The 21,968-nt window shown below is 74.8% G+C and carries 17 protein-coding genes; 10 read left to right on the top strand and 7 right to left on the bottom strand.

From position 1 onward, the window contains the following. Positions 1 to 30 precede the first annotated feature (30 nt). The 3 genes from CRP29_RS14335 (at position 31) to CRP29_RS14325 (ending at position 2,337) form a co-directional block, all read left to right on the top strand. A complete protein-coding gene (locus CRP29_RS14335) occupies positions 31 to 324 on the top strand; it encodes a Dabb family protein (protein ID WP_097195994.1) in 294 nt (97 codons plus the stop codon). 61 nt (positions 325 to 385) lie between these two features. Beyond that, the gene (locus tag CRP29_RS22795) at positions 386 to 1,150 is read left to right on the top strand and encodes a hypothetical protein (protein WP_097195750.1); all 765 of its coding nucleotides are present in this window, start codon (positions 386 to 388) and stop codon (positions 1,148 to 1,150) included. A gap of 95 nt (positions 1,151 to 1,245) precedes the next feature. Beyond that, complete coding sequence (locus tag CRP29_RS14325) at positions 1,246 to 2,337, top strand: DUF4192 domain-containing protein (protein WP_097195749.1); 1,092 nt, start codon at positions 1,246 to 1,248, stop codon at positions 2,335 to 2,337. Between the two features lie 25 nt (positions 2,338 to 2,362). Here CRP29_RS14325 and CRP29_RS14320 read toward each other — a convergent pair whose 3' ends face one another. Both CRP29_RS14320 and CRP29_RS14315 read right to left on the bottom strand, forming a co-directional pair. Next, complete coding sequence (locus tag CRP29_RS14320) at positions 2,363 to 4,441, bottom strand: S9 family peptidase (protein ID WP_097195748.1); 2,079 nt, start codon at positions 4,439 to 4,441, stop codon at positions 2,363 to 2,365. A 75-nt stretch (positions 4,442 to 4,516) separates the two neighbouring features. Continuing rightward, positions 4,517 to 5,242, bottom strand: a complete 726-nt coding sequence (locus tag CRP29_RS14315; RefSeq protein WP_097195747.1) for an iron-dependent transcriptional repressor DtxR — start codon at positions 5,240 to 5,242, stop codon at positions 4,517 to 4,519. 186 nt (positions 5,243 to 5,428) lie between these two features. Between CRP29_RS14315 and CRP29_RS14310 the strand changes: the two genes are divergently transcribed. Together CRP29_RS14310 and CRP29_RS14305 are read left to right on the top strand one after the other, a co-directional pair. Beyond that, positions 5,429 to 6,610 carry an acetoin utilization protein AcuC gene (locus CRP29_RS14310; RefSeq protein WP_097195746.1) on the top strand — a complete coding sequence of 394 codons (1,182 nt, stop codon included), beginning with the start codon at positions 5,429 to 5,431 and terminating at the stop codon, positions 6,608 to 6,610. Positions 6,611 to 6,623: 13 nt separating this feature from the next. Next, positions 6,624 to 9,320, top strand: coding sequence for a bifunctional acetate--CoA ligase family protein/GNAT family N-acetyltransferase (locus CRP29_RS14305; RefSeq protein WP_097195745.1), 2,697 nt, complete (start codon positions 6,624 to 6,626; stop codon positions 9,318 to 9,320). A gap of 103 nt (positions 9,321 to 9,423) precedes the next feature. Here CRP29_RS14305 and sigB read toward each other — a convergent pair whose 3' ends face one another. Beyond that, complete coding sequence (gene sigB / locus CRP29_RS14300; protein ID WP_176522977.1) at positions 9,424 to 10,416, bottom strand: RNA polymerase sigma factor SigB; 993 nt, start codon at positions 10,414 to 10,416, stop codon at positions 9,424 to 9,426. 243 nt (positions 10,417 to 10,659) lie between these two features. Then, positions 10,660 to 11,091: a D-aminoacyl-tRNA deacylase gene (gene dtd / locus CRP29_RS14295; RefSeq protein ID WP_097195744.1), complete on the bottom strand. Its 432-nt coding sequence runs from the start codon at positions 11,089 to 11,091 to the stop codon at positions 10,660 to 10,662. A 154-nt stretch (positions 11,092 to 11,245) separates the two neighbouring features. On the opposite strand from dtd, the gene CRP29_RS14290 reads away from it, so the two are divergent. Both CRP29_RS14290 and CRP29_RS14285 read left to right on the top strand, forming a co-directional pair. Next, positions 11,246 to 11,659 (top strand): STAS domain-containing protein, encoded by a 414-nt coding sequence (locus CRP29_RS14290; protein ID WP_176522976.1) that lies wholly within the window; start codon positions 11,246 to 11,248, stop codon positions 11,657 to 11,659. 40 nt (positions 11,660 to 11,699) lie between these two features. Next, positions 11,700 to 13,886, top strand: a complete 2,187-nt coding sequence (locus CRP29_RS14285; RefSeq protein WP_097195742.1) for a SpoIIE family protein phosphatase — start codon at positions 11,700 to 11,702, stop codon at positions 13,884 to 13,886. Between the two features lie 96 nt (positions 13,887 to 13,982). On the opposite strand, the gene CRP29_RS14280 is transcribed toward CRP29_RS14285, so the two are convergent. Further along, complete coding sequence (locus CRP29_RS14280) at positions 13,983 to 14,627, bottom strand: dihydrofolate reductase family protein (protein WP_097195741.1); 645 nt, start codon at positions 14,625 to 14,627, stop codon at positions 13,983 to 13,985. Positions 14,628 to 14,780: 153 nt separating this feature from the next. Between CRP29_RS14280 and CRP29_RS14275 the strand changes: the two genes are divergently transcribed. Next, positions 14,781 to 15,161: an ArsR/SmtB family transcription factor gene (locus CRP29_RS14275; RefSeq protein ID WP_097195740.1), complete on the top strand. Its 381-nt coding sequence runs from the start codon at positions 14,781 to 14,783 to the stop codon at positions 15,159 to 15,161. Continuing rightward, positions 15,158 to 16,864 carry a SulP family inorganic anion transporter gene (locus tag CRP29_RS14270; RefSeq protein ID WP_097195739.1) on the top strand — a complete coding sequence of 569 codons (1,707 nt, stop codon included), beginning with the start codon at positions 15,158 to 15,160 and terminating at the stop codon, positions 16,862 to 16,864. The genes CRP29_RS14275 and CRP29_RS14270 overlap by 4 nt, the downstream gene beginning before the upstream one ends. A 33-nt stretch (positions 16,865 to 16,897) precedes the next feature. Here the strand turns inward: CRP29_RS14270 and CRP29_RS14265 are convergent, their stop codons facing one another. Beyond that, a complete protein-coding gene (locus CRP29_RS14265; protein ID WP_217991604.1) occupies positions 16,898 to 18,190 on the bottom strand; it encodes a nitroreductase/quinone reductase family protein in 1,293 nt (430 codons plus the stop codon). Positions 18,191 to 18,643: 453 nt separating this feature from the next. Between CRP29_RS14265 and CRP29_RS14260 the strand changes: the two genes are divergently transcribed. Next, positions 18,644 to 18,901: a nickel-binding protein gene (locus tag CRP29_RS14260; protein WP_245852822.1), complete on the top strand. Its 258-nt coding sequence runs from the start codon at positions 18,644 to 18,646 to the stop codon at positions 18,899 to 18,901. 31 nt (positions 18,902 to 18,932) lie between these two features. Here CRP29_RS14260 and CRP29_RS14255 read toward each other — a convergent pair whose 3' ends face one another. After that, positions 18,933 to 21,812 (bottom strand): ATP-binding protein, encoded by a 2,880-nt coding sequence (locus tag CRP29_RS14255; protein ID WP_176522975.1) that lies wholly within the window; start codon positions 21,810 to 21,812, stop codon positions 18,933 to 18,935. Positions 21,813 to 21,968 lie beyond the last annotated feature (156 nt).

Below are 21,968 nucleotides of genomic sequence, written 5' to 3'. Positions count from 1 at the left end.
GTGGCGCGCGGACCTGGGATGGTGGAGGCCATGATCCGTCACGTCGTCACCTTCACGTGGGCACCGACGGCCTCCCGGGAGCAGATCGCCGCCACGATCGAGGCGCTCCGCGGCCTGCGGCACGAGGTCGGTGGGATGAGCTACCTGGTCGTCGCGGAGGACGCCGGTCTGACCGAGGGCAACGCCTCCGCGGTGCTGATCGCCGACTTCCCCGACGCCGAGGCGTTCTACCGCTATGCCCAGGACCCGGTGCACCTGTCGGTCATCGCCGAGTTCGTCCGCCCGATCCTGCACTCCCGGGCCGCCGTCCAGTACCGCGCCTGAGGGGCGCACCCTCTCCGGTCCGGACGGGTGCCCGGTCGGCGCGGCCGGTTACGGTCAGCGGATGTCGATCACCCGCCGCTCGTTCCGTCTGCGTGGCCTCCTGGCCGCCGGCCTGCTGTCCACCGCCGTCCTCACCGGGTGCGGCGGGGACGACGGTGAGGCCGAGCCGCGGGCCGACTCCGAGGGCAAGGCGGCGGAGGCCTCGTCGAAGGAGGAGGCCGAGGTCGACCTCGCCTCCGGCCTGCTGCCCGCCGACGCCTTCGGCCCGGACGCCGTCGTGGCGGCGGTCTCGCCCGAGGAGCTCGAGCAGGGTGCTGGCCTGGCGGCCTCGTTCAGCGACGTGCAGGTGACGCCGGAGGCCTGCAACAGCGCCGTGCAGGGCACGCAGCCCGACCTCGACGACTTCGACGACATCGCCGCGGTCAGCGCCACCGAGGGCACCACGGTGGTCGTGGAGATGCTGGTCCGCGGCGGTCCGACCGAGGGGACGGTCGAGGCGCTCGCCGAGGCCGCGGAGCGCTGCCCCGAGGCGCAGATCAGCTCGCCGGACATCGGCTCGGCCAGGGTGCTGTTCGAGAACCTGCCCGTCGCCGACCTCGGCGACGGCGCGGCCGCGCTCCGCTACACCACGGTGGTGGCGATGCCGGACGGCACGGAGCTGTCCGTGCCGGCGCTGCTGGGCGCCGTGGAGGACGGCGACCGGCTGATCGTCCTCACCTCGCTGGCGGTGGACCCGACGGGAGCCGCCGTTCCGCCGCTCGACGGGGCGGCGTTCACGGCCCTGCTCGAGCAGGCGTACCAGGCGCAGGCCGACGCGCTGGACTGAGCCGTCCGGACCGGCGCCCGTCCACAGGACGGGCGCCGGTCCACAGATCCCCGCGGGTGGGTCCGCGGCGGTGCCCCGGGATCCAGGGTCGGGGCATGCCTCTCCCCGGCCCGGCAGACCCGGCCCCCTTCCCCCCGTCCGCGGCTCCGGGCTCCTGGGGTCCGCCGCCTCCGGTCACCGTCCGCATCGGCGACGCCGGCGAGCTCGCCGCGGGGTTGCCGCAGCTGCTCGGCTACCACCCGCGGGAGTCGGTGGTGCTGGTCGCCCTCGCCGGGGAGTCCGGGTACCGGGTCGGGCTGACCGCGCGGGCCGACCTCCCGCCTGCCGAGCACGACGGCGCGCTGGCGTCGATGCTCGCGTGCTACCTGGCCACGGACGGTCCGCGCGCCGCGCTGGCGTTCGTCGTCTCCGAGGTGCCCGACGAGAGCGACGTCGGCCTGCCGCACCGCCCGCTGGTGCACGAGCTCGTGCTGGCACTGGACGCCGTGGGGATCCCGCTGGAACAGGCGGTGCTGGTACGCGATGGCCGGTGGTGGGACTTCGACTGTCCCGGCGCGTGCTGCGCTCCCGGTGGGGGCACCCCGCTGCCCGACGAGGTCGGCGAACTGGCGGCCGTGGCCGTCGCCTCGGGCACCGTGGTGGCGGCCGACCGCGATGCCCTGGCGGCGCGGCTCGCCCCGCTGGGGGAGGCGGCGCAGACGGCGATGGAGGGCACGGTCCTTCGGGTGGGAGCCGAGGGGCCGGTGGCCCGGTCGGCGGCCAGGCGGCGGATCAGGTCGGCGGTGGCGCGCTCCCGTCCGGGACGCGACCAGGAGCGGCCGGGGGACGAGGAGGTCGCCCGGATCGCGTGGAGCCTCCGGCAGCCCCAGGTGCGGGACTGGGCGCTGCTGCTCTCGCTGGGCGAGGACGCGGCGGCGGCCGAGGCATTGTGGACCGAGTGCACCCGGCGGGCGCCGTCCCCGCTGGACGCCTTCCCGGCCTCGCTGGTAGCGGTCTGCGCGTGGCTGCGGGGCGACGGCGCGCTGGCGAACATCGCCCTGGACCGGGCGCTGGACAGCGAACCGGGCAACTCCCTCGCGGGGCTGCTGCAGGACGCGCTGGCGGCCTGCGTCGCGCCGCGGGAGCTGCGTGCGCTGCTGGTGGAGGCCGGTCGCGCCGCCGGCGTGACCGGTGCGCCGGGCCGCTGAGGCGGCGGCCCGGCGCCGACCGTGCTCAGAGCAGCGCGGGCCGCTCCCAGGGCTCCTCGCGCACGTGCTCGGCCAGGAACGCCAGCACCGTCTCGTACCAGACCGTGGAGTTCCCCGGGGTCAGCACCCAGTGGTTCTCGTCCGGGAAGTAGAGGAACTTCGAGGGCACGCCGCGCTTCTGCAGGTCGTACCAGAGATGCAGCGCCTCGCCGACCGGGACGCGGTAGTCCTTGTCGCCGTGGATGACGAGCATCGGCGTCCGGATCGCGTCCGCGTAGCGGTGCGGGGAGTTCTGCTCGTAGCGGCGCGGCTCGGCCAGCGGGTCGCCCCACTCCTTCTCCCAGTAGTAGGCCGCATCCGTGGTCGAGGTGAACGAGTCGATGTGCCACAGGCCGGCGTGGCTGACGATCGCCCGGAAGCGGTCGGTCTGCGTGGCGATCCAGTTGGCCATGTAGCCGCCGAACGAGCCGCCCATGGCCGCCGTCCGAGATGCGTCGATGTCCGGGCGCTCCTCGGCGGCGTCCACCGCGGCCATCAGATCGGTGTAGGGAGCCTCGCCCCACGCCCCCCAGCCACGGCGCACGAAGTCCTGCCCGAACCCCTGGGACAGCGCCGGGTTGGGCAGCAGGACGGCGTAGCCCTGGGCGGCCAGCACCCACGGGCACCAGCGCCACGACCAGGAGTTCCAGCTCATCAGCGGGCCGCCGTGGATCCAGAGCACCAGCGGCGCGGGGGAGTCGGCCGACGCCCCCTCGGGCAGGACCAGCCAGGACTGGACGCGGCTGCCGTCGGCGGCGGTGGCCTGCACCTCGTGCAGGGTGCCGGGGAGCGGGCCGATCGTGCCCGGGCTCGGCAGGACCGGCGGCTCCTGCCCGGTCGCCGCCGGATCGAGGCGGACCGGCACCGACGGCGAGTCGTAGGCGGACCGCAGGGCGTACAGGGCGCTGCCGTCCGGGGCGACCTGCAGGTCGCTGTAGGCGCCGTCGCCGGTGAGCCGGACCGGCTCCCCGCCGTCCACCGCCACCCGGAACACGGCGTGCCGGCCGTCGTCGTCGGCCAGGAAGTAGACGCCGGTGCCGTCGGCCGAGAACTGCGGCGCGCTGGGCCACCGGTCGAACCCTGGGGTCAGGTCCCGCGACGTACCCGAGGCCACGTCGACCACGAGCAGCGTGTAGTCCGGCGGCTCGGCATAGCTGGACAGGGACTCCCGCACGCACACCAGCGCCGCACCGTCGGGGGAGAAGCGCGCCGCGTACACGTCGGCCAGCGGGTCGTCGACCAGCACCCGGGTGCCGCTGCCGTCGGTGGCGGTGACGACCAGCCGGTTGCGGTGACCGGCCGGCCCGTCGGGGATCTCCTCGGACCGGGCCAGGAGCCGGCCGTCGGGGGAGAGGGTGAACTCCTCACCGGCGCCGTGCGGCGGAGTGGCGTCCGGCGTGAGGTCGCGCAGCACCGACGACCCGGCCGGATCGTCCTCGGGCACCCGGCCCGCCCAGAAGAGGTGCGGTGCCGCCGGGCCGAGGTCGTGGTCCCAGTGCCGGACCGGATAGGCCTCGTGCAGAACAGCGGTCACCCCGGCGTCCGTCCGCGCCTTGCGGCGTTCCTCGTCGGCCTCGGCCTCGGCGCCGCCGGGCAGGGTGGCGGCCGCGACGACGACGTCACCGGTGCCGGCGGCGACCGCGACGCCGGAGATCCCGCCGGGCCGGCTCAGCACCGGCCGGGCCTCCCCGCCGCCGGGCGGCAGGCTCCACAGCGACGGCTTCGGCTCGCCGGCGTCGGCCACGGTGGGATCGGGGCGGGCGGAGGTGAACAGCAGCGAACCGTCGGGTGCCCACACCGGCGAGGACTCGCCCGGCGCGCTGCGGGTCAGCCGTCGGGCGGGGCGGGCGCCGGTCGGGTCGACCTCCCACAGCGCGGACTGCCACTTCTTCTTCGCCGGGTCCAGCGTGGCGACCGAGATCGCCAGCCGGATGCCGTCCACGGACAGCGCGAGCGCGCCGACGCGCGGGAGCGCCGCGACGTCGGCCGGCCGGGCGAAGGGGTCCGGTGCGGCGGACGCGCCGGTATCGGTCGCAGTGGTGTCGGACGAGTCGGACGGGCTCACCGGGACCTGCTCTCAGGAGGGGTCGACGTCGGGCTCACCGTAGTGAGCGCCGACCCCTCCCGGGACGACGCCCGCTCAGAGCAGGGGCGCGGCCTCCAGCGGGCTCAGCTGCTCGTCGAGCGCGCTGACGAACATGTGCCGGGCGACGTCGAGCGGCAGCGGGTAGCCGTCCAGGGTCACCGAGCCCTCGACCAACTGGGCCTGCATCGTCACACCGGGGCGGACGCCGTGCTGGGCCAGCGCACGCAGCAGCTCCGGATCCTCCTGCAGCTGCTCGCTGATCCGCCGGATCACGACGGGGCGGCCCTCGGCGGTCGCCGTGGTGGACAGCACCGTGAGCGCGTCGAGCACGGCGGAGGTCTCGCCGCCGAGCGGCTCGTCGCCGCGCAGCGCCTCGAGCCCGGGGATCGGGTTGCCGAACGGCGAGACGCTCGGGTTGCCCAGCAGGGCCAGCAAGCGGCGCTCGACGGCCTCGCTCATGACGTGCTCCCAGCGGCACGCCTCCTCGTGGACGTCGGCGTAGTCCAGGCCGATGACGTCGACGAGGAGGCACTCCGCCAGCCGGTGCTTGCGCATGACCGCGGTGGCCAGCTGCCGGCCCTCGTCGGAGAGCTGCAGGTGGCGGTCGCCCTCCACGGTCAGCAGACCGTCGCGCTCCATGCGGGCCACCGTCTGGCTCACGGTGGGGCCGCTCTGGTGGAGACGTTCCGCGATCCGGGCCCGAAGCGGGGTGATCCCCTCCTCCTCGAGCTCGAAGATGGTGCGGAGGTACATCTCCGTGGTGTCGATCAGGTCGTTCACAGGTACTCCTCCGGGTCGATCGGTCAGTCTACGGGCGGGACGCCACACCGCCGGGGGCGCGCGCCGCGGACGCAGGGGGCGCGTTGCCTGGTCATCGCCGGTAGCGTCGCGCACGACGGGGAGGCGGTCGTGCTCCCGCGCACGGGCACGAGGAGGTGCGGTGACCGCGAGAGCGACGGTCGGGCGATGAGCGACTCCGTCGCCGTCATCTGGGACGAGAGCCTGCTCGGCTACACCATGGGTGGAGATCACCCGCTGCACCCGGTCCGGCTGGACCTGACCATGCGCCTGGCCGACAGCCTGGGCGTCCTGACCGGCGACCGGCTCCGGGTGATGCGGCCCGACCCGGCGACCGCGGAGCTGCTCACCCTCGTGCACGACCCGGCCTACCTCGAGGCGGTCCGGCGGGCCCCGTCCGACCCGACTGTCGGCCACGGCCTCGGGACGTCGGACAACCCGATCTTCCCCGCCATGTACGACGCCGCCGCGCTGATCACCGGCGGCACCCTCCTGGCCGCCCAGCAGGTGCACAGCGGTGCGGCACAGCACGCGGTCAACATCGCCGGCGGCCTGCACCACGCCATGCGCGACGCGGCCTCCGGCTTTTGCATCTTCAACGACGCGGCCGTCGCGATCGCCTGGCTGCTCGGCCAGGGCTACGAGCGGATCGCCTACGTCGACCTCGACGTGCACCACGGCGACGGCGTCCAGGCCGCCTTCTGGGAGGACCCCCGGGTGCTCACGGTGAGCATCCACCAGACCCCGCTCACCCTCTGGCCGGGCACCGGCTTCCCGGAGGAGACCGGCGACGCGGCGAAGGCGTCGGGCAGCGCGGTCAACCTCGCCCTGCCCAACGGCACCGAGGACTCCGCCTGGCTGCGCGCGTTCAGCGCCGTCGTGCCCAGCGTGCTGCGCGCCTTCGAGCCGCAGATCATCGTGACGCAGTGCGGGTGCGACGCCCACCACGAGGACCCGCTGGCCGACCTCGGCCTGACCATCGACGGGCAGCGCGCCAGCTACCGGGCGATGCACGAACTGGCCCACGAGATCTGCGAGGGGCGCTGGATCGTCCTCGGGGGCGGCGGCTACGGCCTGGTCCGGGCGGTGCCGCGCGCCTGGACCCACCTGATCGCCGAGGTGTCCGGCAGTCCGCTGGACCCGGCGACGGAGATCCCGCAGTCCTGGCGGGACGACGTCGTGGCCCGCGGGCTGCGGGCCCGACCGCCCACGCACATGACCGAGGGCGGCTACACCGGCTTCGCCCGGTGGGACGCCTTCACCGAGAACCGGGTGGACCGGGCGATCCTCCGCACCCGGCGAGCCAGCTTCCCGCTGTTCGGCCTCGATCCGGACGACCCCCGTGACTGAGCCGCGAGGACCGGTGACCGCCACGCCGGCCGAAGACGACGCCCCGCCCACCCCGCCGCGGCACTGGGAGGCCGACATCGTGGCCGCCGACGGCGGCACGGTGCACCTGCGGCCGATCCGCCCGGAGGACGCCGACGCGCTCACCGGGCTCATGGACCGCAGCAGCGACCAGACGCGGTACTACCGGTTCTTCGGCCCGATGAAGCGGCTGTCGGCCAAGGAGCTGCACCGCTTCACGCACGTCGACCACGACTCCCGGGTCGCGTTCGTCGTGCTCCTCGGGGACCAGATCATCGGCGTGGGCCGCTACGACCGCTATCCCGGCACCGACGACGCCGAGGTCGCGTTCCTCATCGAGGACGCCCACCAGCGCCGCGGGCTGGGGTCGGTGCTGCTCGAGCACCTGGCCGCGGCCGCCCGCGAGCGCGGGATCAAGCGCTTCGTCGCCGAGGTGCTCGCCCAGAACAGCACGATGGTGCGGGTCTTCCAGGACGCCGGCTACAAGTCCCAGCGTTCCTACGAGGACGGCGTCGTCCACCTCACCTTCCCGATCGAGCAGACCGAGGACGCGCTCGCGGTCACCTACGAGCGCGAGCAGCGCAGCGAGTCGCGCTCCATCGCCCGGCTGCTCACGCCCTCGTCGGTGGCCGTCGTGGGCGCCAGCAACGACGACGGCAAGATCGGCAACGCGCTGCTGCGGCACCTGCTCGACTACGGCTTCGCCGGTCCGATCTACCCGGTCAACCCCTCGGCCAGGCACGTGCGCGGCGTGCCCGCCTACGCCGACATCGAGGCCATCCCCGACGACGTGGACCTCGCCGTCCTGGCCGTTCCGGCCGACGAGGTGGCCGGCGTCGTCGAGGCCTGCCGCCGCAAGCGGGTGCGCGGGCTGGTCGTGGTCTCCGGCGGCTTCGGGGAGTCCGGGCCCGAGGGGCGGGAGGCCGAGCGCCGGCTGGTCGCCTCCGCTCGCGCCTCGGGCATGCGGGTCGTGGGACCGAACTGCCTGGGCATCGTGAACACCGACCCCGGTGTCCGGCTGAACGCCTCGCTGGCGCCGATGGTCCCCGGGCGCGGCCGGGTCGGCTTCTTCGCCCAGTCCGGGGCGCTGGGCGTGGCCCTGCTGGAGCGGGCCCGTGGCCGGGGCATCGGGCTGTCCACGTTCGTGTCCGCCGGCAACCGCGCCGACGTCAGCGGGAACGACCTGCTCCAGTACTGGGCCACCGACCCGGGCACCGAGGTGGTGCTGCTGCACCTGGAGAGCTTCGGTAACCCCCGCAAGTTCGCCCGCCTGGCCCGGACCGTCGGCCGTACCAAGCCGGTGGTCGCGGTGAAGAGCGGCCGCCACGTCGGCGTCACCCCGGGGCTGGCCGGCACGTCGGTCGCGGTACCGGAGCAGTCGGTCGCGGCGCTGTTCGCCTCCGCCGGCGTGATCCGCGTCGAGACGGTGGCCCAGCTGTTCGACGTCGGCACCCTGCTGGCCCACCAGCCGCTGCCGGCCGGCGACCGGGTCGCGATCGTCGGCAACTCCACCGCCATCGGGGTGCTGGTCGCCGACGCGGTGCTGGAGGAGGGGCTGCAGCTGGCCCACGAGCGCCCGGTCGACATCGGGGTGAACGGAACGCCCGAGCAGTTCCGGTCCGCGCTGCAGCAGGCGGTCGACGACGAGGGCGTGGACGCGGTCATCGCCGTGTTCCTGCCGCCGCTGATGGCCGGGTCGGACGAGTTCGGCCCCGCGCTGCGCGACGTCGCGGTCGGCTCGACCAAGCCGGTCGTCGCCAGCTTCCTCTCCACCGAGGGCATCCCGCCCGAACTCGCGGTCCTCGACGAGCACGGCATGCCGGCCCGCGGCTCCGTGCCCTCCTACAGCACGCCCGAGCGCGCGGTGATCGCGCTGGCCAAGGCCAGCGAGTACGCCCGCTGGCGGCGCCGTCCCGTCGGGGAGGTCCCCGAGCTGCCCGACGTGGACGAGGATGCTGCCCGGACGGTGGTGCGCCGCGCGCTGGAGGCGGCACCGGCCGGCCGCGAGCTGGACGACGACGAGCTGATCGCGCTGCTCGGCGCCTACGGCGTGCCCCTGCTGCACACCCGGACGGTCACCGACCCCGAGGCGGCCGTCGCGGCGGCGGCCGAGATCGGCTACCCGGTGGTGCTCAAGTCGACGGCGCCCTGGCTGCGGCACCGCTCGGACCTGGGCGGTGTGCGCCTGGACCTGGTCGACGCCGATGCGGTGCGCACCGCCTACGCCGCCATCCCCTCCGGCGACCCGGTGATCGTGCAGGAGATGGCGGCCCCGGGCGTGGCCACGGTCGTGGAGATCGTCGACGACCCGTCGTTCGGCGCGCTGGTCAGCTTCGGCGTCGGGGGAGTGGCCACCGAGCTGCTCGGCGACCGCGCGTTCCGGACGCTGCCGCTCACCGACCTCGACGCCGCGGAGCTCGTGCGCGGCCCGCGGGCCTGGCCGCTGCTCGACGGCTGGCGAGGTTCGGAGCCGGTCGACACCGCGGCGCTGGAGGACCTGCTGCTGCGCGTCGCCCGGCTGGCCGACGACCTGCCCGAGGTGCTGCGTCTGACCCTCGAGCCGGTGATCGTGGGCCCGGCCAACCCCTGGCACGGCGGGCGGTCACTGGTGGTCGCCGGCGGCACCGCTCGCGTCGGCCCGCCCACGGCGCGCGTCGACCCCGGCCCCCGCCGCATGAGGTCGCCTGTGTGAGACGACGAGAGCCCGTCCCTGGTGAGGGACGGGCTCTCGTGCGCCGTGGACACGCCCAGCGCAGCCGGGGGCGGCTCCTGGCCGCGGTGAGGTCCGGAGGACCTCAGGCGAGGTAGTCGCGGAGGGCGTCGGCGCGCTGCGGGTCGCGGAGCTTGTTCATCGTCTCGCGCTCGATCTGCCGTACCCGCTCGCGGGAGAGACCGAACTGCTTGCCGATCTGCTCCAGCGTGCGCGGCTGCCCGCCGTCCAGACCGAAGCGCAGGATGACGACGTCGCGCTCGCGGTCCTCGAGGGTCTCCAGGACGTTGCGCACGTCGCCCTTCATCATCTGGAAGGCGACGGCGTCCTCGGCGACGGCGGCGTCGGCGTCCTCGATGAAGTCACCGAGCCGCGACTCCTCGTCGGCGCCGACGGTCTGGTCCAGGCTGACCAGGTCGCGGCTGTGCTCGAGCAGCTCGACCACCCGCGCCTCGGTCATGTCCAGCTCGAGACCGATCTCCTCCGGCGTGGGCTCGCGCTCCAGCTCCTGGTGCATGCGGCGCCGGGTGCGGACCACCTTGTTCACCTGCTCGGCGAGGTGGACGGGGAGCCGGATGGTGCGCCCGGAGTCGGCCATCGCGCGGGTGATCGCCTGGCGGATCCACCAGGTGGCGTAGGTCGAGAACTTGAAGCCCTTGGTGTAGTCGAACTTCTCCACGGCGCGGATCAGCCCGACGTTCCCCTCCTGGATGAGGTCCAGGAACGTCATGCCATGGCCGGTGTAGCGCTTGGCCACCGAGACGACGAGCCGGAGGTTGGCCTCCAGCAGGTGGGCCTTCGCGGCCCTCCCGTCGACGGCGAGGATCTTGTAGTCCCGCTTCTTGGCGGGGGAGAGGGCCGGCTTCTCGGCGAGCAGGCGGTCGGCGTAGAGCCCGGCCTCGATCCGCTTGGCGAGCTCGACCTCCTGCTCGGCGGTCAGCAGCGCCGTCTTGCCGATGGTGTTGAGGTACACCCGCACGAGGTCGGTCGACACCAGGCCGGTGGTGTCGGGCTCCCGGCGCGGCGTGCGCGAGCGCACCTCGAGGGTGTCGTTGGGGGAAGACTGCAGCAGCGTCACGATGCTTCTTCGTCCTTGCCTTCGGTTCGGATGCATCCGCCGGTCATCGGTGGCGCGGCGGTCCTGGCATCCGGGCGTCAATGGGGTTCCGGGGTGTCCGGACCGGCCCCGTTGCTCATGTGTCCGGTGTGGTACGCCCTGCACAACGGTCGGTACGGGGGCGTGTGTTCCGCCATCCCCCGGTTCACAGGCAACCCGCAGGGAGTGTTGTCGCTCACGCCCACTACCCGCAGGCGACCGGGCTCAGACCTCGAGCAGCAAGGTCATCGGTCCCTCGTTGACCGAGGAGACCTGCATCCGTGCGCCGAACACCCCGGTGGCCACCGTCGCGCCGCGGCGCCGCAACTCGGCCACCACCTCCGCGACCAGCGGCTCCGCGGTCTCGCCCGGGGCCGCCTCGGACCAGGAGGGGCGCCGGCCCTTGCGGGTGTCGGCGTAGAGCGTGAACTGGCTGACGACCAGCACCGGAAGGCCCAGGTCGGACGCCGACACGGCGCCGTCGGTCCCCGGGAAGATGCGCAGCTCGTGGATCTTCCGGGCCAGCAGCCGCGCCCGGGCGACGTCGTCGTCGTGACCGACCCCGACCAGTGCCAGCAGTCCCGCGCCGATCTCGCCCACGACGGCGCCGTCGACCGTTACAGCGGCTGCATTGACCCTGCTCACGACCGCGCGCACCCGTCCATCCTCGCCTAGCGCTCGGGCACGGAACTGCCGGCCTTGAAGCGTGCCGCGATCAGGGCTTGCGGCGTAGCGTCGGCACGGGCGGGCGGTGGAGCCGGGCCGCACGGCCCCTGCACGCCCGCTGCTGGTCGCCGGCGAGGGAGCGCACGTGGACGCGGAGCGCGGGTCAGCCGGTGCCGCCGGGTCGATCACGGTCGAGCTGGAGAGCTCCGGCCGTCGCGTCCTGCGACTGGCCGGCAACGTGGACACCGCCGTCGCTGCACGGTTCCGGGCCGAGCACGGGCGGGAACGCGAGCCGGTCGACGCCGTCGACGCCGGGGCCGTGACCTTCATCAGCTCGTCGGCGGTGAGCCTGATCGTGATGTTCGTCGAGGCGTCCGTGGCGGCCGGTCGTCGTCCGGTGCTCCGCTCGGCGTCCCGCCAGATGCTGCGCGTGATCCAGCTGGCGGGCATCGCGTCCCTGCTCCCGCGCCCGGATCCCCCTGCCGGCCCGCCTGCGAGCGGCGAGCCCCGTCGGCCGGCCCGAGCGGCTGAGCGCGGCACCCGACGCACGGACCGGTGAGCGGCGGTCAGCGATCGGTCCGTGGAGAGGAGGAGCAGGCATGGGCATCCCCGAGCCGCCGGAGGACCCCGCAGGTCCCCGCGCCGCGCTGGAGCTGCTGCCGACAGGGCTGGCGATCGTCGACCGCGAGCTCCGTGTTATGCTGGCCAACCGGGCGCTGAGAGCTGTGGTCGGCGTCGGCGGCGGAGCACCGGCCGACCCGGTCGGGCGCCTGCTGGGCGACGTGCTGCCCGGAGCCGAGCCGGTGGTGGCCGCCTGCCGGGAGGTGCTGGCCGACGGCCGCCCCGTGGCCGGGCGTCTGGTGCCCGGAGGCGGCGCGCCGCGGCGCGGTGCCTCGACCTGCCTGCGGATCGACGTCAGCCCCGGAGTCGCCGTGGGCGGACGGCCGGAGACCCTGGTCGTCGCGATCGAGGACGTCACCGAGTACCGCCGCGCCCTGGACGCGGCCGCGTCCCTGGAGGCGCTCACCGAGGAGCTCTCCGGTGCCCTCTCCCTCGACGACGTCCTCCGGGTCGCGCTCGACCGCGCCGCCGCGGCCGTGGGGGCGGCCGCCTGCTCCGTCGGCCTGGTGGAGCCGGGCCGCGACGTCCTGCGGGTCATCACCGTGGGCTTTCCCGGAGAGGTGGTGGGCGCCTTCGCGGAGCTGCCGGCGGATGCCGCGCTGCCCGGCCCCGCCGTGGTGCGCGACGGGCGGGCGCGCTACTTCGCCGACCGGCGGGCCGCGGTCGAGCAGTTCCCCCAGGCGGCGGCGATCCTGGCCGGCACCGCCTTCGAGGCGGCCGCGGTCCAGCCCCTGCTCCTCGACGGTGAGCGGCTGGGTTACCTCGCGGTGCACTTCACCGACCGGGGCCAGCTCGGGCCGGTCGACCGAGAGCTGCTGGCCGCGGTCGCCCGCGGCTGCGCGGCGGCCGCCCATCGGGCGCGGCGCGGTGACGAGCAACGCGCCGAGCGGGACCTGGCCCGGCGGCTGCAGTTCCTTGCCGGCGCCCTCGCGGTCGCCTCGACCGCCGACGAGGTCGCCGCCATCCTGACCGAGCAGACCCCGGCGGTGCTGGGCGCCACCGTTGCCATCGTGGGCATCTACGACCCCGAGACCCGCTCCTTCAGGATGGCGGTGCCCACCAGCACGGTGCCCGGCCGGACCCGGGCCCAGTTCGAGCACTGGCCGTTGGATGCGCCGCTGCCCTCGCGCGACGTGTTCGCCACCGGCCGGCCGGTGGTGTTCGGGTCGCTGGCCGAGCGGGACCGGCTGTATCCGGCCCTGGTCGGGGTGGAGGTGGCGGAGCAGGCGTGGGTGCAGTTGCCGCTGCAGGTCCAGGGACGGCTGCTCGGCACCGTCTCCTTCGGCTGGCCGGATCCACGCCGGTTCGCCGCCGAGGAGATCATGCGGGCGCACACCATCGCGGAACTGTGCTCCGGTGCGCTGGAACGGGCGCGACTGGCCGACGGGCAACGGCAGATCTCCGAGGTCCTCCAGCGCAGCCTCCTGCCCCGTCGGCTCCCCGACGTCCCGGGGTGGCAGCTCGCGGCGCGGTACCAGCCGGCCGGTGAGGCCGTACGCGCCGGCGGTGACTGGTTCGACGCCTTCGGTCTCCCCGGGGGCCGCCTCGGCCTGCTCATCGGGGACGTGGCCGGCCACGGCGTGACCGCGGCCGGCCTCATGGGACAGGTGCGCGCTCTGGCCCGGGCCCTCGCCCGGAGCGGCAGCCCACCGGGCGCGGTGCTCGAGTCGCTCAGCACTGCCGTCCACGACCTCGGCGCCGGCGCCGGCGCCGACGGCGACGACGACGGCGTCTTCGTGACCTGCTGCTACGTCCAGGTGGACGCGGCGCGCGCCCGGTTGAGCGTCGCCAGCGCCGGCCACCTGGCGCCCCTCATGCGGATGCCGCCGGTGGGCGACCGGCCCGGGCGGGTCCGTGCGGTGGACCTCCGGGTCGGGTTCCCGCTCGGGGTCCGGCGGTCCGCCGCCTACGCCGAGTGCGAGTCGCCGCTGCTGCCCGGGTCCACGGTGCTGCTGTTCACCGACGGTCTCGTCGAACGGCACGACCGGCTGCTCGACGACGGCCTGGCCGAGCTGGCCGACCGGTTCTCCGCCGCCCCGTCGGGGGTCGACGCCCTCTGCGACGACCTCATGGCCGCGGTGCAGGCCGGCGGGGAGGTCAGCGACGACGTCGCACTGCTCGCCGCGAGCCCCGGGGGAAGTCCTCGCACGATGGCGTGTGCGTAGCGGTCGGCGCGGCCGTGGGCTCAGGTGGCCGCGCGGCGCCGGCTGACGCAGGCGGCGTGTCCTCGGTGCCGGACGGGTCTGGCGCGGTAGCCGTGGTCACCTCCGCCAGAAGAGGTGGTGCACGACACCGCTCGGGCTGGGGACGACCTCGCGGTGGAAGCGGTCGAGCAGCTCGTCGGGCGACGTCCACAGCCGCGTTCCCGACCCGAGCTCCAGCGGCGAGACCGCCACGTGCAGGGTGTCGACGAGGTCGGCGTCGAGGAACTGCCGGACGACCGACGCCCCGCCGCCGAGCCGCACGTCCTGTCCGCCGGCCGCGGCCTTCGCCTGCTCCAGCACCGCCGCCGGGTCGCCGCCGACGAATGAGAACGTGGTGTCCGACAGCGTGAACGGCGGCCGCGGGTGGTGGGTCATGACGAACACCGGTGTGTGGAACGGCGGCTCGTCGCCCCACCAGCCCTGCCACTCGTGGTCGGTCCACGGCCCGCGCTGCGGCCCGAACTTGTTCCGGCCCATGATCTCGGCGCCGATGCCGTGGGCGAAGTCCCGCGTGAAGTAGTCGTCCAGCCCGCGGCTGCCGCCGGGTTCGGTGCGGTTGGGGAAGCTCGCCGTGCCGAGGGCCCAGGCCATCAGCTCGCCGGGGTTCGCGTGCCCGAACGGCCGTTCCAGGCTCTGCCCCTCGCCGGCACCGAATCCGTCGCTCGACACGGTGAAGTTCTGGACTCTCAGCAGCTGGGTCACGGGGCTCCTCGTTCGTGGTGGTCGCCGGTTGGACCGCGCGCGGGAGGCGAACTCATCGCTGCGCCGGCAGGCGGATCGAGGCGGAGGCTCCGGCGAGCGAGGTCACACGCGGGAACACTGTTTGGCAGATCCATCAAGTTCTAAAGTGGTGCCGTGCCGTTCACCCCCGGTCGTCCTGTCACCGAAGCCAAGGCCGACCTGTTCAAGGCACTCGCTCATCCGGGGCGGGTGCGGATCCTCGAGCTCCTGGCCGAGGGGGAGCACACCGTGGGCGAGCTGGCCGGCGGGACGGGGATGGAGCTGTCGCACCTGTCCCAGCAGGTGACGGTGCTGCGTCGGGTGGGGCTGGTGGACAGCCGGCGGGTCAAGAACACGGTCGTCTGCTCGCTGCGCGATCCGCAGACCGCCGAGTTGCTGGCGGTCGCCCGGCGGATGCTGACGCGCACGCTGGAGCACGACCGGGAGCTGCTCGCCGCCCTCGGCCAGGCCGACGACGCGGTGGCGCTGGCCGACCGATCACGACCGCGGCCGTGAGTGGCGACCGCGCGGGAACGGTCGCGCGCGCACTCCGGCCGGTCCTCGGACTGCTGCCGCGGCGCGCGGACTATGCCGGGCTGCGCCGCTCCTGGCCCCGCGATCTGGTCGCTGGGGTCACGGTCGGCGTGGTCGCCCTCCCGCTGGCACTCGGCTTCGGCGTCGCCTCGGGCGTGGGCGCGGCCCCCGGCCTGGTCACCGCGGTCATCGCCGGCGTGGTGGCGGCGGTGTTCGGCGGGTCGTCCCTCCAGGTCTCGGGGCCGACCGGGGCCATGACCGTGGTGCTCGTCCCGCTGGTCGCCGCGCACGGCCCCGAGGTGGTCTACCCGGTGGCGGTCCTGGCCGGCGTCCTCGTGGTGGTGGCGGCCGTGCTGCGGCTGGGACGGCTGCTGGCCTTCGTGCCCTGGCCGCTCGTGGAGGGCTTCACCCTGGGCATCGCGGTGGTCATCGCCGCCCAGCAGATCCCGAGCGGCCTCGGGGTCGCCCGACCGGAGGTCGAGAACGCCGTGGGGGCCGCCGCGGTGGCCGTGGTCCGGTTCGCCGCGGCACCGGACTGGGTGGTGCTCGGCCTCCTGGCGATGTCGGTGGTGCTCACCGCCGCGCTGCCGCGACTGCACCGGTCGCTGCCGGCGAGCCTGCTCGCCATCGCCGTCGTCACGCTCGTCGTCGAACTGTCCGGGGCCGGCGTCGCCCGGATCGGCGCACTGCCCTCCTCGCTTCCCGTGCCGGCGCTCCCGGACTTCGGCAACGCCCGCGACCTGATCGGCGCGGCGGCCGTGGTGGCGTTCCTCGCCGGGCTGGAGAGCCTGCTGTCGGCACGCGTCGCCGACGGGATGAGCGACGTGCCGCGGCACGATCCCGACCGCGAGTTGTTCGGGCAGGGGCTGGCCAACATGGTGTCGGGTCTGTGCGGCGGCCTGCCGGCGACCGGCGCGATCGCCCGGACGGCGGTCAACGCCCGGGCCGGCGCCAGCACCCGCGTCGCAGCGCTGAGCCATGCGCTGGTGCTGGCGGGAATCGTCTACGCCGCCTCCGATCTGGTCGGGCGGATCCCGCTGGTCGCGCTGGCCGGCGTGCTGCTGGTGACCGCGTACCGGATGGTCGAGCGGCACACGACGCGCGCGGTGCTGACCTCCACCCGCGGCGACGCGCTGGTCTTCGTCCTCACCGCCCTGTGCACCGTCGCCTTCGACCTCGTCACCGCCGTCGAGGTGGGACTGGCCGTCGCGGGAGTCCTCGCCCTGGTCCGGCTGGCCGGAACCGCCCGTGCGGTGCCCGAACCACTGACCGATGACGGGGTGGACCGCGCCACCGAGCACGCCCTGCTCGCCGGGCAGGTGCTGGCCTACCGCCTGGACGGCCCCCTGTTCTTCGCCGTCGCCGACCGGTTTCTCCGCGAGATCACGGCCACCACGGACGTGCGCGTGGTGATCCTCCGGCTCGGAGCACTGGACCTGCTCGACGCCACCGGCGCCCGGGTGCTCGGCGAGATCGTCGAGCACCTGCGCCGCGAGGGCATCGAGGTGCTGGTGAAGAGTGATGACGCGGAACACCGGCGGCTGCTCACCGCCGTCGGCACGCTCGCGCCGCTGGTCGAGCGCGGACACGTCTTCGCCACCTTCCCCGAGGCTGTGGCCCATGCCGCCGAGCACGTGGCCGCACCGGCCGCCCGGGGGCAGGAGCGAGTCCGCGCCGGGCGGTGAGTGCTCCGGGTCGCGCTCGGCACGCCGGGCCTCCTACGGGTCGTGCGCCGGATCCGGGACGACGCGGAAAGTCGGGAACCGGTCGGCCACGGTGGCGATCTCCTCCACGGCGAGGTCCGGCCCGACGCCGAAGAACGCCCGGGCCTCGCGGCTGACGGCGGAGCTGCCCAGGCGTCGCCCCGCCCGCAGCGCGTAGGAGCGGATCACCGGCGCGCGGTCGGGCGTCGGCACCTCGACCAGCGTCACCACCTGGCGACGCCCCCGGCGGGCCAGCACGACGCGACCGCGGGCCGCCCGGACGTTGCGGACCCACTCCGACTCGCCGGTGAGGGAGACCAGGTAGTCCTGACCGCCGTGCTCCGCTCGCACCAGGTCGGTGCGCCGGAGGACGCCGCTGCGGCGGCCGGGCACCTCGAGGGTGACCACGTAGCGCGGGCTCAGGCCCAGGCCGGTCAGCGCGTGCCCCAGCCACTGGAGGCGGGCGTAGAGCCGTGGAGGTGGCCGATAGCGGTCCGCGCGCGGATCCCCGACCCGGACGAGGAGCCGGTCGACCATTCGCAGCCGGCGACTGCGGCCGTCGTCGGCGAGGGCCTGCAGCACCTCCGCCGTCCCGACGGCCACCGGATACCCGTGCCCCGGCGCCAGCACCCGGGGAGTCAGGGCGGCCAGCGCCGCGATGGACTCTCGAGCCGCGCGCCGGTTCCACGTCGAGTACCAGGGCGGCCCGGCGGGCTTCTGCCGGGCGGAGAGGATGCCGGAGACCGAGTTCGGGTCGACGGTGAGGATGGCGTCCCCGGAGACCAGCACGCCGTCGCGGCGCCGCAGATAGGCGACGGAGCCGGGGGTGTGCCCCGGGGCGGCGATCCACTCCCAGTCCGGCAGCCCGGGTACGGCACCCCCTGGCGGGAGGCCGCGGATGACATCGGTGATGTCACCGGCTGCCTCGATGCGGGACCGGGTGCCGGCCGGCAGCAGACGCATGATGGGCATGACGACCCAGTGGTCCAGCGGCATGTCGAACTCGGGCAGGTACCGACCGGATCCCATCGGCAGCTCGTCGGGGTGGACGTGGACCGCCACCTCCCACGTCCGGGCGAGCTCGCCGGCGGCAGCCGAGTGGTCGGGATGGATGTGGGTGAGCAGGATCGCCGCCGGGCGCGCGCCAGGGCCGAACAGCGACTCGGCCGTCCGTCGGATCGCGCCGGCGTCGCCTGCCCAGCCCGCATCGATCAGCGCCCATGAGTCACCGGAACGCACGAAGTAGACGTTGGAGGCGGGGAATCCGCGGCCCAGCGTGACGCCCTGGACGCCCTCGGCGACCTGCACGGGACCCCGCCGTCCCGCCGGCGGCGGCCAGCGGTCCCGGCTTCGTTCCAGGTGCCGCCCGAGGCCGGACCGGACCCGCCGTTGCGACCAGGCGCCGCCGACCTGCGGCAGCTGGGTCGCCGGCCGCCACGACCCGCGCGCTCGGGTCGCCCAGGACCAGCGATGCGGCCGCTCGTCGCCGGCCCTCGGCCCTTCCGTGCGGGTCACGGCCTTCCCTTCCTCACCGGTAACGGTTGCCCGGACGGCTCCGGGACCGGGAGGGCCGGACGATTCCTCGTGTGACGGACCATCGTCCCGGGCCGCCGTCCTCGTCGACGACACCCGCTGATGGAGCCGGCGGAAGCCGGCACGTGCGCTGACGAAGCAGTGCGTCCGGCGCCGAGAACACCGCCACGCGGGCGTCGGCGCGTACGGTCGCACTCTCCGTCGAAGGGCCCGACGATGCCTGTCTTCATGATCGAGCGCCGCTATGCCGACGACCTCGAACTCACGGCCGACGATGCGGACGGCGTCAACCGGATCAACGCCGACGAAGGTGTCGAGTGGCTCTACTCGTTCCTGTCCGCCGACAAGCGGAAGACGTACTGCCTGTACGAAGCGCCCTCCGCCGAGGCGATCCGGCGGGCCGCCGCGCGTGCCGGGCTGCCGGCGGATGTCGTCGTCGAGATGTCGGCGACGGTGCGCCCCGACGGCTCGATGGCGCCGCTCTGACCGGCCGCTCGGACGTCCGCTGCCCGAGTCGCTAGTCGAGCAGTCCCTGTGCGGCGGCGAACATGGCTGCTTGCGTCCGGTTCGCGGAGCCGGTCTTCGCCAGGATGCTGCGCACGTGGTTGGCCGCGGTGTTCTCGCTGATGACCAGCCGCTGGGCGATCTCACGGTTGAGCAGGCCCGCACCGAGCAGCTGCAGCACCTCCGTCTCGCGGGAGGTCAGCCCGCCGGGTGAGTGTGCCGGCGCACGGGGCGCCGGCCCACCGAGCAGTCGCAGCACCCGCCGGAGACCCAGCGGTTCGGCCAGTCGCCGGGCCCGTCCGGAGAGCTCCTCCAGCAGCCGGCCGTCGGTACCGGCCCGGCGGCCGTGGAGCACCTGTGCCACGAGCGTGTGCGCCTCGTGCACGGCGGAGCCCATCCGGATGTCCATCTCGAGGGCCGCGGCCAGGCTGTCCGCTGCTCCCGTCCTGCCGAGCAGCGAGTCCAGGGCGCCCAGGTACCGGTCCGCGCTCCCGAACACGGCGACGAACTGGCCGGCGACGAGGTTGGTGCCGGCGTACTCACCGATCATCGGTCGCAGCGCCCTCGCGGCCGACTCGTCCTCCAGGTACAGCGCCGCCTCGATCGCGTAGACCAGGACGCAGGGCCACTGCGCGGAGTCCTCGTGCCGGGCCAGTTCCCCGTCGAGCAGCCAGGCCAGCAGTCGCGCCGCCGGCCCGGGCAGCTCCAGTTCGGTGTAGAGCGCGAGCAGGCCCGGCGCCCAGTGCTCCTCGGGCCGCTCGGCCCCCGTGATCAGGGCGCGGACCCGTTCGACCGCCCCGTTCTCTCGCCGGATCATGTAGCTCTGCACGGCGCAGGGGCCCTCGGTGTCGTCGCTGCCGAACGACGTGCCCAGGTCCTGCAACTCGCCGCAGGTGCGGTGTGCCGCCGCGAAATCGCCGGCGCTGAACTGCCGGGCGTAGCTCACGCAGCCGGCCATGTACTCGAAGAAGGTCTGCCCCGTGGCCCGGGCCACCCGCACCAGGTCGCCGTGGGCCTGCGCGAGGGCGACCGGCTCACCCTGCAGGTAGGAGATGACGCCGCGGTAGTAGGCCGCAGGTCCGAGGTGCCCCAGCGCCCCCGTCCGGTCGGCCAGCCGGGACAGCTCCCCGGCGCGGGCGAACTTGTCCGGCGCGTCCTCCGGCCGCAGGCCGTTCCAGAGACTGGCCTGCAGGGTATGGGCGAGCAGGTCGTCGTTCCCGAGCTCTCGGGCGAGGGCCACCGCGCGGCGGCCGAAGGCATCGGCCTCCGCGGTGGCGCCGGTGAAGGCCATCGCCCGGCCGAGGCTGGCCAGGCCCCGCACGTGGCCCGGGTCGGTCGGGTCTGCCTCGACGGCTGCGAGGGCCGTGCCCAGGAGGTCCACCGCCCGGTGACCGGGGAGACCGGGGCGCCAGGACGCGTCCTCGTACGCGACCGCGGCCGCCAGTCGTTGCGCGGCAACCCCCGTTCCGGTGGCCACCCGCTCGGCGAGCTCCCGGGCGCGGGCGAAGTCGCCGGCGAGGAGGTGGCTGCCCGCTGCCGAGAGCACCAGCCCGCAGCTCTCGGCGTCGTCCTCGCAGAGCGCGGCGGCCTGCTCGAACCAGCCCGCCGCGTCCTCGTGGGCGAGGCCGCGCGCCGCGGACCGGGCCGCCTCGGTCAGGTAGTGCACCGCCCGGGCGGCATGGCCGAGGGCTTGCGCCTGGGCGAAGTGGAAGGCCAGCTGCTGGGTCCGTCGCTCCGAGGGAGGAACGGTCGCCTCCACCGCCAACGCCACGCCGGCGTGCTGCTGGAGACGACGGGAGGCCGGCATCAGGTCCAGGACCGCCTGCCGGCACAGTGCGTGGGGGAAGCGCAGGACGTCGTCCCCGGGCGGCACCGGCTCCAGCAGCCCGAACGCGACGGCCTCGTCCAGCCCGGCCAGCGTCGTCCCGCGGCTCCAGTGGGAGGCCGTGAGCACCGTGGCCACGTCGACGTCCTCGCCCACGACGGCGGCCAGCTCGACGGTCTGCCGCGCGGGCAGGGGCAGGCGTTCCAGCCGCGCGAGGATCGTGTCGCGCACCGAGGCCGGCGCCTGCCGGCCGACGAGCAGCGCCCCGCCGCGCGCGGCGTGGTCCCGCCACAGCTCGCGCAGGAAGAACGGGTTGCCGCCGGTCTGGTCCCGCAGGACGGCGGCGGCGCCGCGGGCGGCGCGCGGGGAGAGCCGGCCCTCCTGGACCAGGTACTGGGCGATGTCCTCGGTCGCCAGGCCGGCCAGGTCCAGCCGGCGCACACCGTCGAGCCGGTAGAGCTGCCCGATGGTCCGCACCAGTCCCGCTGAGCGGTCCGGCGCTGTGGTGCGGTGCGTGCCGAGCACCAGGACGGGGCAGTCCGCGGTCCGTTCGACCAGGTGGTCCAGCAGTTGCAGCGAGGAGGGCCCGGCCCAGTGCAGGTCCTCCAGCGCCAGGACGAGCGGCTGCCGGGAAGAGGCATCGCAGACGGCGTCGACCGCGGCGTCGTAGAGCACCCGCCGGTACTCGTGCGAGGGGGCGCCGGCGTCCTCCGGCGGCCCCCTCCCGGCCAGGGTCGACAACCGCTCGTCCTGCCCGGTCCCCGGCCGGGCGCCGAGCAGCGCCCCGAGCGGCTCCCCGAACGGCTGGTAGGGCGGCCCGAACTCCGCGGCGCAGGTGCCGACCAGCACCAGCGCCCCGTGCCGGTGCAGGGTCGTGGCGACCTCGGCGAGCAGGCGGGACTTGCCGGCGCCCGGCCCCCCGCCGACGAAGACGACCTGCCGGCTGCCGGCGAGCACCGCGGTCCAGACCTCCTCGAAGGTGGCGAGCTCGGCCCACCGGCCGACGAACGCCGGGCGCGCGGGTGCCGACCAGCGCGCCGGCAGCGGTGGTGGCGCCCAGCCGGACACCCGTCCGACGCTAGACCCCGGCGGTGCGGGAGCGCATGACCAGATCTGGTCATGCGCTCCCGCGGGGGGAAGTTCCGCACTTCTGGTCATGTGCCGGCTCCCTCGACGTCCCTAGCGTCGGCCGTGTCCCGCCGGAGCGGCGGACCGGACCGGAGG

Source organism: Blastococcus aggregatus (assembly GCF_900221005.1).
Taxonomy (GTDB): Bacteria; Actinomycetota; Actinomycetes; order Mycobacteriales; family Geodermatophilaceae; genus Blastococcus; species Blastococcus aggregatus.
This window is presented reverse-complemented; position numbering and strand designations above follow the sequence as displayed.